Raw genomic sequence first — 17,127 nt, forward strand, 5'->3', positions numbered from 1 at the left:
GGTTAGGTTAATAGTGGTTCTACTTATAAGGTTATTGAATGCTAACGTATATTATGCAATTTCTTTTCATAATTCAACTTTTGAGGTCAAATTGTAGAGGTTATGCAACTAAATGAAGGAATTGACTCAGTTATTCTAATTATATTTTTCAAAGAATTAGTTGTTTGATTCTTTGGAGAATTTGGTGCGTGAATTGAGCATGAAATGATGGATAAAAGCTACCGAAAGGCGCATCTGTCGGATGACTTATTGCCATATTTACTTTCTTCTTGAAACATTTGTTTGATGAATTGATAAAGTTTAAATTTTAGAAAATGAAAAGATTAGGCATTCTATCGCTTTTTTTGCTGATTCTTTGGTCGTGTGGTACGCAGAAAACAGCTAAGGTTGAAAGGCAATGGTACAAAGGAAATTTACACACCCATAGCTATTGGAGTGACGGCGACGAGTTCCCTGAAATGATTATGGGTTGGTACAAAGACCATGGTTATGACTTTGTAGGTCTTTCTGACCACAACACATTGGCGGCTGGAGAGAAATGGAAACTGGTGCCGAAAGGTGGAGTGTACAAAGACGCTTTTTACACTTACCTTGAAAAATATGGTAAAGACTGGGTGGAATATAAAGAAGATACTGGTAGGGTAAGCGTAAAGCTGAAAACCTTTGAGGAGTATGTGCCACTCTTTGCCGAAAAGGACAAGTTCCTCATCATTCAGTCAGAGGAGATCACCAACAGCTTTGAAGGGAAGCCACTGCATCTCAATGTTACAAATGTGAAGGAGCTGATTGGGGCACAGGAAGGGAGTAGTGTGTCGGATGTACTGCAAAAAAGCATTGACGCAGTAGCTGAACAACGACAGGCCACCGGGCAACCAATGATTATCCATATCAACCATCCTAACTTCTATTTTGCTATTACTCTCGATGACATGATCTCTCTCAACGGCGAGCGATTCTTCGAGGTCTTCAACGGGCATCCGATGGTGAACAACTATGGTGACTCCACCCACATTGGTATGGAGGAGATGTGGGACCGCATCAATATTGCCTACCTGGCCGCCGGAAAGCCCCTCATGTATGGTGTGGCAACGGACGACAGCCACAACTACCATATGTTTGGCGATGCTTACAGCAATAGTGGCCGGGGCTGGGTGATGGTGCTGGCCGACTCCCTGCAACCTGCCTCTTTGATTGAAGCCATGGAAGCAGGGGACTTTTACGGTTCTACCGGAGTGACTTTGAGTGGAATTAGACGGGAGCGAAACAAGGTCAGAGTAGAGGTGGGGGCGGAAGAGGGTGTTGCTTATACAATACAATTCATTGGGGTGAAGAAAGGGGAAGAGATGTCTTCGGTGTTGATGGAGAAAAAGGGAATAGCTGCTGAATTTGATCTAACCGAAGACATCGTGTTTGTCAGAGCCAAAGTAGTGTCGGACAAGTATAAAGAAAACCCGTTCAAAGAGGGTGATTTTGAGACCGCCTGGACGCAGCCAGTGGTTTATCAGTAAGACTGGCCGTTTTGAAACTCATGCCCTTTTGATCTATCTTTCAAAGGATTTAAAAGCAATGGCATCTGATGGCTTTTCGGTTTACACTTTTTATGCTGACATACATTGGCGTAGCTGCTCAATTGTTGGCGCAAGAATCATGGACAAAGCGTCTTCCCGGAATTGGGACGTTTTCCTCGCCCAGAGTGGCTGACCTCAATGGAGATGGCATCAAAGATATTATTCTCGGGGCGGGCAGGGAGGAATTCAAAGCCTGCGACTCGGCAGTGTTTGCACTGGACGGAAGAACCGGCGACATGCTTTGGAATGTGTCGGCTATTGATCAGGTGTTTGGTTCGGCCAGTTTGAAAGACATCACCGGTGATGGCGTGATGGATGTGTTCATCAATGGGAGGTCAGCGGAGTTACAGGCTGTGAATGGCAAGACCGGGGAAGTGATCTGGCATTTCAATGACCCCGACCTGGCCAAAGAGCGGAAGCAAAAGCAGTGGTTCAACTTCTACAATCCACAGTTTGTACCAGACCAAAACGGAGATGGTGTGGAGGATATATTGATTTCCAATGGCGGCGATGTAATGGCGGAGCCTTACGACCCAAACAGACCGGCGGGCCATCTGGTAGTGCTCAACACCCTCAATGGCGAAGTGCTGGGAAAAGCGAAAATGCCCGACGGCAAGGAAATATATATGTCGGTGGCCACTTTGCCGATAGCCGGGAGCAATGACAGAGAAATTATTTTTGGAACAGGGGGGGAAACCATTGGAGGTAACCTGTGGCTGGGCACTCTCTCTCAGGTAATGAAAGGTGATTTAATGGCCGCCATCAAGCTCGATAGCAGCGCAAATAAGGGGTTTATAGCTCCAGCTGCCTGGGTAGATGTGAATGACGACGGCAGGCCCGACATCATTGCCAATGCAGTGGATGGGAGATTTCTGGCGTTCGATGGGAAAACTCACCAAAAAATCTGGCAAGTGAAAATAGACAACGCCGAAGCTTACAGTTCGATCTCAGTGGGGAATTTTAACGCCGACAAGATACCCGACTTTTTCCTGTCTTTTGCACAGGGATCCTGGCCCAACCTCGACTGGACCAAGCAATTCATGGTGAGTGGTGCCAATGGAGCTGTTGAGTTTCTGGACTCACTTGGGCTTTATCAAACTACTACACCTGTGATTGCCGACTTTACCCTTGATGGTGTTGACGATGCATTGGTAATTGTTAACTATCAGGCCGAGAGCCTGGAAAATGGATTAATGAAGAAGTACTTCTACAACATGCTGGCGGTGATCGATTTCACAACGGGTGAAGTCATTGATCTCGACGTCCATACGGATGGGCATAATCTTTCGTCAACACCTTGGGTCGGTGATTTGGATGGCGACGGCAATATTGATATCGTTTACTGCCACGCCACTAACACTGAGCATACCTATACCTTTGATGGCATGGAAGTGATAAGATTGACGACCACTTTGCCTATCGGAAATGAGATCAAATGGGGTGCCTACATGGGTAGCTGGTATGACGGCGTGTTCAAAAAATAAGGCAGTATCACCTTAGAGAATCCCACCACCGCTCCATAGGGAACGTTGGTTCACCTACTAACAACCTTTCACCGATCTTTGGGGTGGTGATTGCCATGCCTAACTCGCCAGCCTTTTTGGTTACCCTGTCCACAGGATCTTTCCACGCATGAAGCGCTAACACGAACGCTCCCCAATGAATAGGCATCATGAGCTTCGCATTTAGATCAACGGCACCCTGAGCCGTTTCTTCCGGCAACATATGAATATTGTGCCAGCGCAGGTCATATTGTCCGCACTCCATGAGTGCTGCATCAAACGGGCCGTACCTTTGACCGATTTCTTTGAAATGTGGGCCATAGCCACTGTCGCCACTGAAATAAATGTTGGCGTGGGTTCCTTTGATCACCCACGAACCCCACAGTGTTGAAAAACGGTTGGTGATGCCCCTGCCAGAGAAGTGCCTTGCTGGTGTGCAGACAATTTGAAGATTCTCATGCGTGGTTTCCTCCCACCAGTTCATTTCATGTATTTTTTCTCCGGCTACCCCCCAGGCAACCAGGTGAGCGCCGACACCCAATGGTACGTAAAAGTCATTCACTTTGTCCTTCAGCCGCATCACTGACTCGTAGTCGAGGTGGTCGTAGTGGTCGTGCGAAAAGAAGACCGCATCGATGGCCGGAAGCTGTTCGATTTCTATCGGTAGGCCGTCGGTAAACCGATGCGAGCCCAGCCACGAAACAGGGGAAGGGCTGTCGCCGAACATGGGGTCGAGCAATATGGTTTTGCCTTCCATTTCCAAAAGAAAAGCCGAGTGACCAAACCAGGTGAGCCTGGTAAGCGTGTCGGGCCGGTTCACGATGCTAAGTGAATCGACTTTGAGTACGGGTAGTAAGTTTTCCGGCGCAAGGTTAGGCACGCCAACAACGAAGTCCCGTAGCAGGGTTTTGATGGTAGCCAAGTCCATGTCCATGGAAGTGGGGGTGTCGTTAAAGAACAAGCCCTCTTCATAGTGTCCGGACTTTTGGTATAAGGCAACCTGTGCCTCCGTTGGAGAGCCACCAAACTGTGGGCTAAAGCTGGTAAAAAGCCAACCACCGACAACCACCAGTAGCAAAATGACAGCCAGTGTCAGGCCAGTGTATTTTAGTATTGAAAGGAAACGTCGCATGTATTTCATAAAAAAGCCTGATTGACTTGTCTCAATCAGGCTTCAAATTAACTCAATCTCATAAGAGATTGTTCCCTAAGTGTATTTATTCGTACCTCAGCGCTTTCACAGGGTCGCTTTTGGCTGTTGCCATCGTTTTGTAACCAACTGTGAGCACAGCAATGATCAGAACCAAAAGCCCTGCGACTACAAACACCAGCGGTGTGATGGCAATCCGGTAGGCAAAGTTATCCAGCCAGGTATTCATTACGAACCAGGTGGCCGGCCAGGCAATCAGGTTAGCGAAAAGCACTAGGTACACAAACTCCTTCGAGAGCAGCATCACTATGTGGGCGACATCGGCTCCAATGGCTTTCCGGATGCCAATCTCCTTGGTTTTTTGCACGGCGTTGAACGACGATAAGCCAAACAAGCCGAGGCAGGCCACAATGATAGCAAAGCCTGCAAACAGTGTAAATACTCTGCTGAATTTCTTCTCGGAATTGTATTGACGGTTAAAAAAGTCGTCGAGAAAGAAATAGTCAAACGGATTGCCGGGGAAGAGCTTTGCGTACGAGGTCTCTACTTTCTCAAAAACCTGCTTGAGGTCTTTGCCTGCCGTTTTGTCCAATTTGATAGTGAAGAAGCTACTTCTTCCGGTGATTAGCGGAAACAATAGTGGCGTCACACCAATCTTGGCCGACATTTGGTTGTAGTCTTCCACAACGCCGATAATAGTTTTTTCTCCTCTACCCCAGAAAACTTTTTTATTGATGGCTTCCTCGGCCGATTGAAACCCCAGGTATTTAGCGCCCGACTCATTGAGGATGACTGCACCAGTGTCTGTAGTAAACGTTCGACCATAGTTGCGGCCGGCTACCACTTTGATGTCGTAGGCGGGAAAGTAGTCATAGTCAACACCGGCTATATAGATGGCTTTGTTCGACTCCCTTGGCTCTTCAGCTCTTCGGATGCCATTTGCCCAGAATATCTCATCTCCGGGCACATTGGTGCCTGAAGCAAAGGCTCTTATCTCAGGGTTTTGCAGGAGTTCATTTCTGAAAGTCTGCAAAGTAGGCCGGTAAAGTGAATCTGCTGTGAACACACCGGGCCCTTTCACAACCAGGGTTTCCGTCATGTCGAAACCAAGGTCAAGATTGTTCATGTATTTGAGCTGCTGATACACAATGAGCGTGCCGGCGATGAGGCAAACAGAGGAGGCAAACTGAAATACAACCAACACCTTGCGAAGGTAGATACCGGATTTGTTTCCAGTCATTTTTCCTTTCAGCACCTTGGAGGGCTGGTAGGAGGATAGCACAAAGGCTGGATACAGGCCAGCAAGAATGGATCCTGAGAATATCAGGAGTACTGATATGCCCCAAAAGCTTCCTTCAGCAAGAAAAGCGAGGCTTAGTTTTGAGTCAGTCAGTCCATTGAACTGGCTGATGCCGATCATTACAATCAAAAGCGCAATGGTGAATGCCAGTAAGTTGAGAATGACCGACTCCGTCAGAAACTGGCCAATAAGCTGGCCTTTCACCGCTCCCATTACCTTTCTTACCCCAACTTCTTTGGCTCTTTCGATGGACCTTGCAGTGCTAAGATTGATATAATTGATCCAGGCGATAAGCAGTATAAAACCGGCAATGATGACAAGAAAAAACACGGCCTGACCATCGCCTTGTTCGTCTGGCTCCGACTCCTGCAAGAGGTTTGAATACAGGTGAATGTCTGTAACAGGTTGTAGCGGGAACTCTTGACGAAAGTTGTACTTATCAAAATCTTCCTGTCTTTCTGCAAGTAGCGCCTCTTCGAATTTCTTGTCAAATTCTTTGGGGTCAGCGCCAGGTCTCAGCAGCACATAAGAATTAAAATCGTACCAACCCCAAGCCGTTTCGGACTCGTTGTCTGTTTGGTTATTGAGGGTTTGGTAAGAAATGAGAAAATCGAATTTGATGTGTGAGTTTTCAGGGACGTCTTTAGCAACCCCTGTTACTGCCATGCTATACTGCCCATCAGCTCTGATCATTTTTCCAATTGGGTCTTCTTCTCCAAAATACTTTTTGGCGGCCGTCTCCGATATCACCACCGTGTTGGGCTCATTCAGGCATGTTTCAACATTTCCTGTAAGCAGAGGGAAAGTGAAGATTTTGAGAAACGCAGGGTCGACGATGTGGATTCTGTTTTCTCTGAAATTGATGTTTTGATAGGAGACCACCATTGATAGCGGATAAGCCCTGGCAAAGTCTACCACTTCGGGCATTTGCTCCTTCATGAAAGGCCCCACTCTGGGAACTGCAGCGGCACACTCATACTGAAGCTGCCCGTCTTTGAAATTGTTGTATTGGATGCGGTAAAGGTTGCTGGCATTTTCATGAAACTTGTCATAGCTTCTTTCGAATGCCACATACTGCATAATAAACATGCAGGCAGCCATGCCAAGTGCCAGCCCCAACACATTCAGAGCTGTGTACACTTTGTTCTTGGAAATGGTGCGTAGCGTAATCTTGATGTAATTTCTAATCATAGCGCCTGAGTTATTTTGAGTTTTGTAATGTTGTGTCCTTCTGAGATCATAGTTGCGTGCTGAAAGCACTACATCTTTTATGTAATGGGCGGAGGCATTCCACTTGCCTTTCGTTTCCATTCGTTCTTCGTACAACTCAAGGAGGTCGCCATGAATCTCCTCAAACAGTTCTTCGCTGTAAATCTTCCTCAGCAGGAAAGTGCCGAGAGCTGGCGGTTGATTCGGTGGCTTGCGAAGGGGCTCCATAACTAAAACGCAAAGTGCTTATATAGTCAAAAATGACAGTTGAGGGATATTTGACCAAATCTGCTCTTTTGTTTCTTTCGCTTCTTTCAGGATGGCATAACCAGCTGAAGTGACTTTAAATAAGCGCTTCTTTTTACCGCCTCTTTTAGATGTAGCGCCGCCGAATTCGGAGGTAAGAAAACCCTTGTCCTCAAGCCTGTAGAGCGAAGAATGAACGGCACTTATGTTGACCACCCTGCTGGCAGATTTTTCCAACTCTTCCCGAACAGCTACCGCATAGGCCTCTTCGCTAAGCGACGCAACCATGAGCAGCACAAGCTCTTCAAGTTCACCGAGGTTATTACCTTTCATTTTTTTAAGTTTGCGATTGATTATCCTCACAAACGTAAATAAAATAGATTTGTTTTCCTCAGTTTTGTAAATTATATACCAGCAGGGGATATCAGATGAGTTTTTCGAGGGTGTAACTGGCTAATGAAGCTGTGAATAGGTATCCTGCCAAGGGGCTGGCATGCCCTTTTTTTAATACATTAAGCTTTGCCAGGCGAGGTAAAGGGTGCCGCAAGCAAAAAAAAGGACAGGAATTTGGGCTGAGCTATTAGCTAAGCATTTTTTCTAAGTCTTCCGCTTTCACTGGTTTAACAATAAAATCACTTACTTCCTCGTAGGTTTTGGCCCTTTCCAGGTCTGCTTCGTCAATCGACGAGCTTACCATGTAGATGGTGATCTTCTTTTTTATCAAGGGTTTAATTTTTACAAACTCGTCAAGAAACTGCCAACCATCCATCACTGGCATGTTAATATCCAGTAGTATAACGTCAGGCAATTCATCACTGGAAGTGATCAAGGGTTTCATGTACTTAATTGCCTCTGCTCCATTTTTAAACACCAATAGATTTTTACTGTACTTGTGAAAATGAATCAGCTTTTTAAGGCCAAATACATATATCTGATCGTCGTCGATGATGCAAGCTAAATCCACCATGCTCATGAAAAATATATTTTAAATGTAGTGCCAACTCCTACTTCACTTTCTACTTCTATTTTTCCTCCCATGCTCTCTACCTGGTTTTTTGTGATAAAAAGCCCTATGCCTTTGGCATCGGCGTTGCCATGAAAGGTCTTGTACATACCAAATAGCCGGTCACCGTGAAGGGTAAGGTCTATTCCAATGCCGTTATCGGCAATTTGCAAAAATTTTGAATGATTAGTGGCAATAAAATCGATATTAATTACTGGGTTTCTCTCCGGGTGCCTGTACTTAATAGCATTGCTCAGGAAGTTGAGCAGGATGCTTTCCAGATAAGCTTTGTTGTAGGTAATTGTGACCCCGTCACCTATGTTTAAATTTATTCTTGCTCTTTTTTCCTTTATGTCGCCCGACAGTATGCGCATCGTTTTGACGAAATACTCTTTTAAGCTGAGTTCCTCTGTTGGCATGTTAATATCCACCTGTATTTTGACCACCTCATTCAAGTTCGTGATAGTCTCGCTCAGTGATCCGGATATTTGTGCCAGGTGCTCGATAAGTTCTTCTTTTTCTTCGGGCGTAGAAGACATATCGATAAGGTTGATCATCATCTCAAGATTGCCCGAATGTGAGCGGAGGTTGTGCGAAACTATGTGGGCAAAGTTGAGCAGCCGCTTGTTCTGCTCGCTGATAATATCGAAGGAGTGCCTGACCTGCGCCTCTTTTTCCTTGCGCCAGGTAATATCCGAATGAGTGCCAATGACTCGCAAAGGCTGGCCCTTCTGGTCAAATTCCGTGACTTTGCCCCGATCAAGTATCCATACATAGTGTCCATCTTCATGTTGTACACGATGCTCATTGATATAAACCTCGCTTTCGCCCCTCAAATGCTTCTGCATTTCTTCAAAGTACGCTTCCTTGTCCTCCGGGTGTACCCGATTATCCCAGGCCCCAGATTTGTTTGGTGCGTCTTTGGTGCTTAGCCCCAGCATGTCGAGTGATCTTTTGGAATAGAATACTTCGCCGGTTGTCAGGTTCCAGTCCCACACGCCATCGTTAGCTCCTTCAAGGGCGAAATGCCAGCGCTGTTCACTTTCTTTCAGTGCTCTTTCGGCAAGTTTCCTGGCTGTGATATTGTAGCTAATCCCTATCAGACCAACTATTTCCTCTCTATCATTTTGCATGGGAATCTTCGATGACAGAAACCAATTCGTACTGCCATCATGCCGGGTGTTGATCGTCTCTTTGTTCAGAATTGGTTTGCCAGTACTGAATACTTCAAGATCTTCATCTCTTGATACTTTGGCTGACTCTTCCGGGTAGAGGTCGAAGTCGGTTTTACCCAGTACCTCTGATTCACTTTCAAAACCAGAGTATTCCATTTCCAGCCTATTGACAAGGATTTTTCTCGAGTCCAGGTCTTTAATGTAAATATTTACCGGAATATTATCGATCAACGATTTCAAAAGCTTTCTTTCCTCTTTCAGGGCATTCTCTGTTGCCTTCCTTTCTGTAACATCTTCTATTTGAGAAATGAAATGTAGGGGCTGGTTGTTGGCATCATGCACCAGTGAAACACTCAGTAGCACCCAGACGATGTTTCCCTTTTTATGAAAATAGCGCTTCTCCATGTTGTAGGAATCAATTTCTCCGCTCAATACCTTTTGCACCAGTTGAAGGTCGCTTTCAAGGTCGTCAGGGTGAGTAATTTCTTGAAAAGTGGTTTGCAGGAGCTCAGCTTCTGTGTACCCAAGCATTTCGCAAACTTTGCTATTTACTTGCTTCCATTTGCCATCCGGCGACACCAGTGCCATTCCAATGGCTGAGTGTTGAAATGCTCCTCTGAATTGTTCTTCACTTACCTTGAGGTTGACCTCGGCCTTTTTTATCTGGCTGATGTCTTGAAAAACGCCAAAAAGTCTCTTGCAATCGCCATCAGCAAATTCAGCCTGGCCCACTGCTCTGGCCCATACAGTGGAGCCATCGGCAGCAACGAGCTCTACTTCCAGGTCGTAGGGAGTGCCGTCTAATATGGCGTTCTGAACAGCGGCCTCTATTTTCTGCCTGCTTGGGCCCTCCTTGAAGAACTGGATGGCTCCGTCGAGCTTTGGTACATAGTCCTGCGCTACTTTGTGTATTTTCTTTGTGATTTTGTCCCAGTAAACGGCGTTGTTAACCAAATCCACCTCCCAGGCACCAATATTGGCAGTTTCGCTTGCCTGATTGAGAACAGACTCAAGGCGCCTTTTTTCTTCTTCTTTTTCCTTCAGTGACGTGATGTCGCCGGTATACATGATAAGACCACCAACAACTCCTTCAATTTTATACCATGGTCGCACCTCCCAGGTCAGCCATTGCACCGAACCATCGGCCCTGGTGAAGGGTGCCTCTTCCGCTTTGTTGATAGCTCCAAGAAGACATTCGGTATGAATTTTTTTCCAGTCATCGCCTATTTCAGGAAAAATGTCATAATGAGAGATTCCGATGATTTCTTTGTTCTTGATTCCGTAATCTTCTTTCCATTTTTCGGAAGCGGCCAAATACCTCATTTCGGTATCGAACATGGCAATGGCTAATGGAGCTTGTGCGACAAAAACTCTGTTCCGCCTATCGCTTTCCTCCAGGCTGATTTCAATAAGTTTTTGTTCGGTAATATCCCAATGAGTGCCCGCAATTCGGAAAGGATTGCCCTGTTCGTCATAGTGGACTACGCCATTGACCTTGATGTATTTGATAGATTTGTTGGGTAATATAATCCGGTGCTCAAGACCGATGGACAGCTCATTTTTTACGGCCAGATCAAACATCTTGTCAGTTCGAGCCAGGTCTTCGGGATGAGTTCTTTTGCTAAGTGAATCCAAAGATATTGGCTCGTAGGGGTCAAAACCCCAGATTTTTCGCAGCTCATTGTTTACGTCCAGGAAGTTGTCTTTGATGTCGATAGTCCATAGGCCTACTTTCCCGCTGCTGGTAGCTAGCTGTAATCGTTCATTGAGCAAGGTTAGTTCTTCGGTGCGCTCTGCGACTTTTTCCTCCAGCGAATGATTGAGTTCCGAAAGCTGATGCTCCGCATTTTTTCGCTCCATGTCTACCCTCTTGAGTATGAAGGCCATCCTTAGTATCAGGAGTAATGAAATTACAAGAAAGGATATTGTGTGGAGTGAAACGGCAAACTCCATTGAAAGAATACCAGATTTCTCAAGTATAATCATTATAAAGCCCAGGGCAATTACCAGGAAACAAATTTGCGGTAAGAGTCTTTTAGCTAGCCATGTGCCCAGGTTGCTGCTTTTAAAGAAGCCGACCAAACCGAGGTGTGGCTGGCTTAAGCTAGCTGCCACCGAAATCAATAAAAAATTGATCGATGTATGGATTGCCATCGTGCTGAAAAAGGGCAATTTGGCATTTGACGGAACCTGGTATAGAAATCCTATCAAAGATATAAAAGCCAGCAAGCTCACCAGGTGCAGGATATATTGAGCAGCGGCAAAAAGTCGCATTCTGAATGAGGAAAAAATTAGCAGGGATGTTCCCAACAGTAAAAAACACGTAGCAGTTGCGGCCGACATTCGTCCCGGGTAGGGCCTACCGAGTGTTCGGGAAATACTGTCGGTGAAGAAAAACTCATCAATTCCGAAAGAGTAGCCAAATGCGTACTGTAACAGCGAGGTAAAGCCGATTAAGAAGGTGGCAATAGAAAACAGCTGAACAGGCAAATTGGAAGCTTTTCTAAATGCGTCGAGGAAGGTCAAGGCAAGCCCCGCAAACAGGAAGCCCAGGGCCGTGTTGAACTTCATAGTGGGTAGGCCCGGAAGTATTTTCAGTAAACTTTCAGTACCAGTGATCCATCCTGTAATTACCAGGATAGCAATAAAATTAACCGCCAGGCTTGTGTAGGTAATAAATGAACTGTCCTTGCTTGTTCTCATTTTATCTTTTGCTGGTTAGCCTATTAACAGGCGTCAAGAAGTACTTTCGCTAAAATAGACCCTCTGAATGTATAAGACTTTACTTTAATTAGGAAAATAACATGTAAAAATATGACGGAAGGAGGGATTTCGGTCTGTCTCCGGATCGGTCAGATATTGTCAATATGAAATTGTATGTCGTAATCCGAACGCTATATAGTTGGTGGTCAGTGGAGAACGGAATTTGGTAACTATCGGCCAATGCTTGCCGGAGCCAATTTTCCGTCAAATATATATTGTACTATTCTTAAACAGAATGACGATTTTTCTTCAAAGCAGCACAAAACGACAGACTTAGGTTCTCCGGTCTGTCGGCACCTTTAATTTTTAATGATTGCCACACTCCATCGATTTACAATACAACAGCTCGATGATTCCGCTCCTCCAAACCCATTTCTAACCGCTGACCATTTTTTACTATCGTTGTGTAATTGAAGCTGTGTATTTTACAACTTATTTAACGATCAGCTCCTTTTGTTTGAAGGGATGCAAGAAAGAATTCTTATTACTACAAAAGCGATAATACTTTGAGACGCAGAGACTTTGTACAGATAGCAGGTTTAGGAATGGCAGGGGCTGCTTTGTCTATTCCAATGATAGGGAATGCGGTGCCAGTACAGCGCTTTTTAGAGTCGCCACTGGATGTGGCCCAGAAGAAGCAGCTTGCAGATGTAGCGTTGAATGCTGCAAAGGCGAACGGTGCTACTTACGCCGACGTGAGAATAGGCAGATATCTTAACCAATATGTGTTTACCAGAGAAACGAGGGTGCAAAATATAGTCAACACTGAGTCGTTTGGTGTAGGCATTAGAGTTATCGCCAATGGCACCTGGGGTTTTGCGTCGACCAACGAGGTCAATCCGGCGGGTATCCAAAAAGCCACCATGCAAGCGGTGTCCATAGCCAAAGCCAATTCAAAATTTCAGACTGACCCTGTAAAGCTTGCTCCTGTTCAATCATACGGAGAAGTAAGCTGGAAAAGCCCAATAGAAAAGAGTGCTTTTGAAGTGCCTGTATCCGAGAAAGTTGATTTGCTCCTGGCCGCCAATGCCGCCGCCATGGACGCTGGTGCCAGCTTCGTCAACTCTAACCTGTTCATGGTGAATGAGCAGAAGTATTTTGCTTCTACAGAGGGGTCGTACATCGATCAGGACGTGCACAGGATATGGCCTACGTTCAATGTGAATGCCGTGAACCGTGCCGAGGGAAAATTCAAATCCCGCTCTGCCATGAGTGCCCCCATGGGAATGGGATGGGAGTACATGCTTCCCAAAGAATCGGACAAGCTGCAAGGCCCGGGAGGAATGAAATTGTACAAAAACAGTTACGATATCGTAGAGGATGCCAAAACTGCGGCGCTTCAGGCGAAAGAGATGCTTGACGCCAAGTCGGTGGACCCTGGTAAATACACCATGGTACTGGAACCGAACCACCTTGGTTTGACAATTCACGAATCTGTTGGGCATCCGCTGGAGTTGGACAGGGTGCTCGGTTATGAGGCCAATTATGCCGGCACAAGCTTCGCCACATTGGATAAATGGAAGTCAGGTGACTTCAACTACGGCAGCAAGGAGGTGAATATTTTTGCTGACAAGCTACAGCCTGGTTCGCTGGGTGCGGTGGGTTACGACGATGAAGGCGTGAAGACCAAGCGTTGGGATTTGATCAAAGACGGTATTTTGGTGAACTATGAGGCCATTCGTGATCAGGTGCATATTCTTGGTCAAAATGAGTCGCATGGCTGCTGCTATGCCCAAACCTGGCAGGATGTGCAGTTCCAGCGTATGCCCAATGTGTCGCTGGCCTCAGGCAAGGAGAAGTACTCCTCGGCTGACATGATTAAAGACGTAGAAAAAGGCATTTACATTGCGGGTAGAGGCTCTTATTCTATCGATCAGCAGCGCTACAACTTCCAGTTTGGTGGCACTGTCTTTTATGAAATCAAAAACGGTGAAATAGTGGGTATGCTTAATGACGTAGCATACCAAAGCAATACCCAGGAATTCTGGAATAGCTGTGTGAAAATATGTGATGAAAATGATTATCGGATGTTCGGCTCTTTCTTCGATGGCAAAGGTCAGCCTTCGCAGGTAAGTGCCGTGTCGCACGGAAGCTCCACAACAAGGTTTGATGGAGTGAATGTGATTAATACTGGAAGGTCTATTTAATAGCCCCTTGAAGAAAGAAGGAACTCAAACTAAAATAAAACAAGGACTAACTTAATTAACCCATGAGGAGAAGAGATTTTGTTCAACTGGCGGGTTTGGGAGCTGGGGCAATGATGCTGCCTGTTTCCGCTTTCGCCAAATCGGTAGACCCCAGCCGACTGCTGGAGCCTGCGCTGGATGTAATCCAGAAGAAAAGACTGGCCGACGTGGCACTCAATGCGTCCCGTTCTGCCGGTGCGAGTTATACCGATGTTCGTATTGGTCGTTACCTTAATCAGTTTGTGATCACCCGTGAAGACAAAGTGCAGAACATGGTGAACACCGAGTCGTTTGGCACGGGTATTCGTGTAATCGCCAACGGTACCTGGGGTTTTGCTTCGACTAACGATGTGACCGAGGAGGGAATTGCGAAAGCAGCAAGACAGGCAGTGGCTATTGCCAAAGCGAACTCCAAATTCCAGACGTCGCCGGTAGAATTGGTGCCCGTGAAAGGCTACGGAGAGGTGAGTTATAAAACACCGATCAAGAAGAACGGATTTGAGGTAACCATAAAGGACAAGGCTGACCTTTTGCTCAATGCGAACGCAAGGGCGATGGAGAACGGAGCCAGCTATATTAATAACATTCTGTTTCTGGTAAATGAGCAAAAGTATTTTGCTTCATCCGAAGGATCATACATCGATCAGGATGTGCACAGAACCTGGCCTTTCTTTACTGTGACTGCTATTGACAAAGATTCAGGACAGTTCAAGCAGCGTGGTTCGTTCAGTGCCCCGGTGGGCATGGGTTACGAATACCTCGACGGCCGTGCTGAAGATAAGATTGTTGGTCCCGCTGGCGTCACGCTTTACGATAAGTCGTACGACATGGTGGAAGATGCTACAATGGCAGCGCAGCAAGTGAAGGAAATCCTTTCTGCCAAATCGGTGGAGCCAGGCAAATATGATTTGGCACTGGAACCTTCGCATCTGTGGCTAACTATTCATGAGTCGGTAGGTCACCCGCTGGAACTGGATAGGGTGCTGGGCTACGAAGCCAACTACGCAGGCACCAGCTTTGCTACTTTGGATAAATGGGAAACCAAGAAATTTAACTATGGCAGCAAGGAGGTCAACTTTGTGGCAGATAAGACGCAGGTAGGTTCGCTGGGTGCTGTCGGCTGGGACGATGAAGGTGTGAAGACAAAAGAGTGGGACCTGGTGAAAGACGGTACGCTGGTGAACTACCAGGCCATCAGAGACCAGGCCAAAATCATTGGAGAAACTGAGTCGCATGGCTGCTGCTATGCTGACAGCTGGAGCAGCGTTCAGTTTCAGCGCATGGCCAATGTGTCGTTGAAGGCTGGTAAAGAGCAACTCACTCCCGAACAGCTTATTGGAGGCATTGACAAAGGCGTTTACATTGTAAAAGACGGTTCATTCTCCATTGATCAGCAGCGCTACAACTTCCAGTTTGGAGGGCAGCTATTCTTCGAAATTAAGAACGGAAAGATAGCCGGTATGCTGAAAGATGTGGCTTACCAGTCGAATACCCAGGAGTTCTGGAATTCCTGTGTGCAGGTTTGCGACAGCAGAGATTACCGGTTGAACGGCTCTTTCTTTGACGGAAAAGGCCAGCCGGGGCAGTCAAGCGCAGTGTCGCACGGAAGTGCAACGACAAGGTTCAACGGTATCAACGTGATCAATACTGCGAGAAGCATTTAACCTATTAACTAACTCGAAATCAGAATTCAAAATGGCAATATTTTCAAAAGACGAAGCAAGGGCGATCCTGGAGAAGGTAATGAAATTCTCGAAGGCCGATGCTTGCGAGGCTAACCTCAACGGCTCCAATGGGGGCAATATCCGCTATGCAAGGAACACTGTTTCTACCGCTGGGGAAAACAGTGATGTAACGCTTGTGGTGCAGTCGAATTTCGGCAAGAAGTCAGGCACAGCTACAGTGAATGAGTTTGACGAAGCCTCACTCGAAAAAGTGGTGAGAAGATCGGAAGAACTGGCACAGCTAGCACCAGAAAACCCGGAATTTATGGGGCCTCTTGAGCAACAGACCTATGGTGAATCAAAAACCTACGCCGAAGCAACAGCTAAGATAACTCCGGAATACCGGGCGCAGGCAGCCGCCAACAGTATCAATCCGGCGGCGGCGAAGGATGTTACGGCTGCAGGCTTTTTGGAGGACAGCTACGGTTTCGCTTCCATGATGAACACAAAAGGCCTTTTTGCCTACAACAGGTCGACAAACGTCAACTTTACAGTGACAATGCGAACCAACGACGGGCTTGGCTCAGGCTGGGCCACGAGAGACTACAACGATGTAAGCAAACTTGATACGGCTGAGGCCTCCAAAATTGCCATTGAGAAAGCCGTAAAGTCAAGCACTGCCAAAGCCATTGAGCCAGGGAAATACACGGTGATTCTTGAGCCCCCTGCGGCTTCCGATCTTCTGCAAAACATGCTTTTCAGCATGGGGGCACGCCAGGCCGACGAAGGAAGAAGCTTTCTCGCTAAAAAAGGCGGAGGAACTAAGCTGGGTGAAAAGATAGTAGACGAAAGAGTGAACATCTATACTGATCCGTTCAATACCGAAGTGCCTGCTTCTCCCTGGACACAGGACGGCCAGGCCAGAAAGAAAATGGACATTCTTAAGAATGGTGTGGTAAGCAACATGTTCTACGACAGGTACTGGGCCGAGAAACAAGGCGTGGCACCAGTACCATTCCCAGGCAATGCGATCATGGAAGGTGGCACGGCCAGTTTGGAAGACATGATCAAGGACACTAAGAAAGGCATTTTGGTGACCCGTTTCTGGTATATCAGAACGGTTGATCCTCAAACGCTGCTTTATACAGGTCTTACCCGTGACGGTACTTTCTACATTGAAAATGGCAAAATTGCCTATCCTGTAAAAAACTTCCGTTTCAATGAGAGCCCCGTGATCATGCTCAATAATCTGGAAACGCTGGGTAAGCAGGTGCGGACTGATGGTAATTTGATTCCTTACATGAAGATCAGGGACTTTACCTTCTCCAGTTTATCTGACGCTGTTTAAAACTCTCAAGGGA

At 46.4% G+C, this 17,127-nt stretch carries 10 protein-coding genes; 5 read left to right on the plus strand and 5 right to left on the minus strand.

Annotated elements, in window-relative coordinates; genetic code table 11:
- Positions 1-314 precede the first annotated feature (314 nt).
- Together RIF36_RS24095 and RIF36_RS24100 are read left to right on the plus strand one after the other, a co-directional pair.
- Positions 315-1,508, plus strand: coding sequence for a PHP domain-containing protein (locus RIF36_RS24095; protein WP_350120012.1), 1,194 nt, complete (start codon positions 315-317; stop codon positions 1,506-1,508).
- 68 nt (positions 1,509-1,576) lie between these two features.
- Positions 1,577-3,052: an outer membrane protein assembly factor BamB family protein gene (locus RIF36_RS24100; protein ID WP_350120010.1), complete on the plus strand. Its 1,476-nt coding sequence runs from the start codon at positions 1,577-1,579 to the stop codon at positions 3,050-3,052.
- Between the two features lie 7 nt (positions 3,053-3,059).
- Here the strand turns inward: RIF36_RS24100 and RIF36_RS24105 are convergent, their stop codons facing one another.
- The 5 genes from RIF36_RS24105 to RIF36_RS24125 form a co-directional block, all read right to left on the minus strand.
- Complete coding sequence (locus RIF36_RS24105) at positions 3,060-4,211, minus strand: MBL fold metallo-hydrolase (protein WP_350120007.1); 1,152 nt, start codon at positions 4,209-4,211, stop codon at positions 3,060-3,062.
- 76 nt (positions 4,212-4,287) lie between these two features.
- Positions 4,288-6,957, minus strand: a complete 2,670-nt coding sequence (locus tag RIF36_RS24110) for an ABC transporter permease (protein WP_350120004.1) — start codon at positions 6,955-6,957, stop codon at positions 4,288-4,290.
- Between the two features lie 18 nt (positions 6,958-6,975).
- Positions 6,976-7,308 (minus strand): PadR family transcriptional regulator, encoded by a 333-nt coding sequence (locus RIF36_RS24115; protein WP_350120002.1) that lies wholly within the window; start codon positions 7,306-7,308, stop codon positions 6,976-6,978.
- Between the two features lie 247 nt (positions 7,309-7,555).
- On the minus strand, positions 7,556-7,948 hold the full coding sequence (locus RIF36_RS24120; RefSeq protein WP_350119999.1) for a response regulator: 393 nt from the start codon (positions 7,946-7,948) through the stop codon (positions 7,556-7,558).
- Positions 7,945-11,856 (minus strand): PAS domain S-box protein, encoded by a 3,912-nt coding sequence (locus tag RIF36_RS24125; RefSeq protein WP_350119996.1) that lies wholly within the window; start codon positions 11,854-11,856, stop codon positions 7,945-7,947. Before RIF36_RS24125 ends, RIF36_RS24120 begins: the two co-directional genes overlap by 4 nt.
- A 566-nt stretch (positions 11,857-12,422) precedes the next feature.
- Here RIF36_RS24125 and RIF36_RS24130 point away from each other — a divergent pair.
- From RIF36_RS24130 to RIF36_RS24140, 3 genes are all read left to right on the plus strand, one after another.
- Positions 12,423-14,063, plus strand: a complete 1,641-nt coding sequence (locus RIF36_RS24130; RefSeq protein ID WP_350119994.1) for a TldD/PmbA family protein — start codon at positions 12,423-12,425, stop codon at positions 14,061-14,063.
- 62 nt (positions 14,064-14,125) lie between these two features.
- Positions 14,126-15,766, plus strand: a complete 1,641-nt coding sequence (locus tag RIF36_RS24135; protein ID WP_350119991.1) for a TldD/PmbA family protein — start codon at positions 14,126-14,128, stop codon at positions 15,764-15,766.
- A gap of 31 nt (positions 15,767-15,797) precedes the next feature.
- Positions 15,798-17,114 carry a TldD/PmbA family protein gene (locus RIF36_RS24140; protein WP_350119989.1) on the plus strand — a complete coding sequence of 439 codons (1,317 nt, stop codon included), beginning with the start codon at positions 15,798-15,800 and terminating at the stop codon, positions 17,112-17,114.
- The last annotated feature ends 13 nt before the right edge of the window (positions 17,115-17,127 follow it).

Source organism: Imperialibacter sp. (genome assembly GCF_040222815.1).
In the GTDB taxonomy this organism is placed as follows: Bacteria; Bacteroidota; Bacteroidia; order Cytophagales; family Cyclobacteriaceae; genus Imperialibacter.

What these genes read in the sequence shown, in the direction of transcription:
- RIF36_RS24095 (WP_350120012.1), top strand. Translation starts at nt 315, where the DNA reads ATGAAAAGATTAGGCATTCTATCGCTTTTTTTGCTGATTCTTTGGTCG.
- RIF36_RS24100 (WP_350120010.1), top strand. Translation starts at nt 1,577, where the DNA reads ATGGCTTTTCGGTTTACACTTTTTATGCTGACATACATTGGCGTAGCT.
- RIF36_RS24105 (WP_350120007.1), bottom strand. Translation starts at nt 4,211, where the DNA reads ATGAAATACATGCGACGTTTCCTTTCAATACTAAAATACACTGGCCTG.
- RIF36_RS24110 (WP_350120004.1), bottom strand. Translation starts at nt 6,957, where the DNA reads ATGGAGCCCCTTCGCAAGCCACCGAATCAACCGCCAGCTCTCGGCACT.
- RIF36_RS24115 (WP_350120002.1), bottom strand. Translation starts at nt 7,308, where the DNA reads ATGAAAGGTAATAACCTCGGTGAACTTGAAGAGCTTGTGCTGCTCATG.
- RIF36_RS24120 (WP_350119999.1), bottom strand. Translation starts at nt 7,948, where the DNA reads ATGAGCATGGTGGATTTAGCTTGCATCATCGACGACGATCAGATATAT.
- RIF36_RS24125 (WP_350119996.1), bottom strand. Translation starts at nt 11,856, where the DNA reads ATGAGAACAAGCAAGGACAGTTCATTTATTACCTACACAAGCCTGGCG.
- RIF36_RS24135 (WP_350119991.1), top strand. Translation starts at nt 14,126, where the DNA reads ATGAGGAGAAGAGATTTTGTTCAACTGGCGGGTTTGGGAGCTGGGGCA.
- RIF36_RS24140 (WP_350119989.1), top strand. Translation starts at nt 15,798, where the DNA reads ATGGCAATATTTTCAAAAGACGAAGCAAGGGCGATCCTGGAGAAGGTA.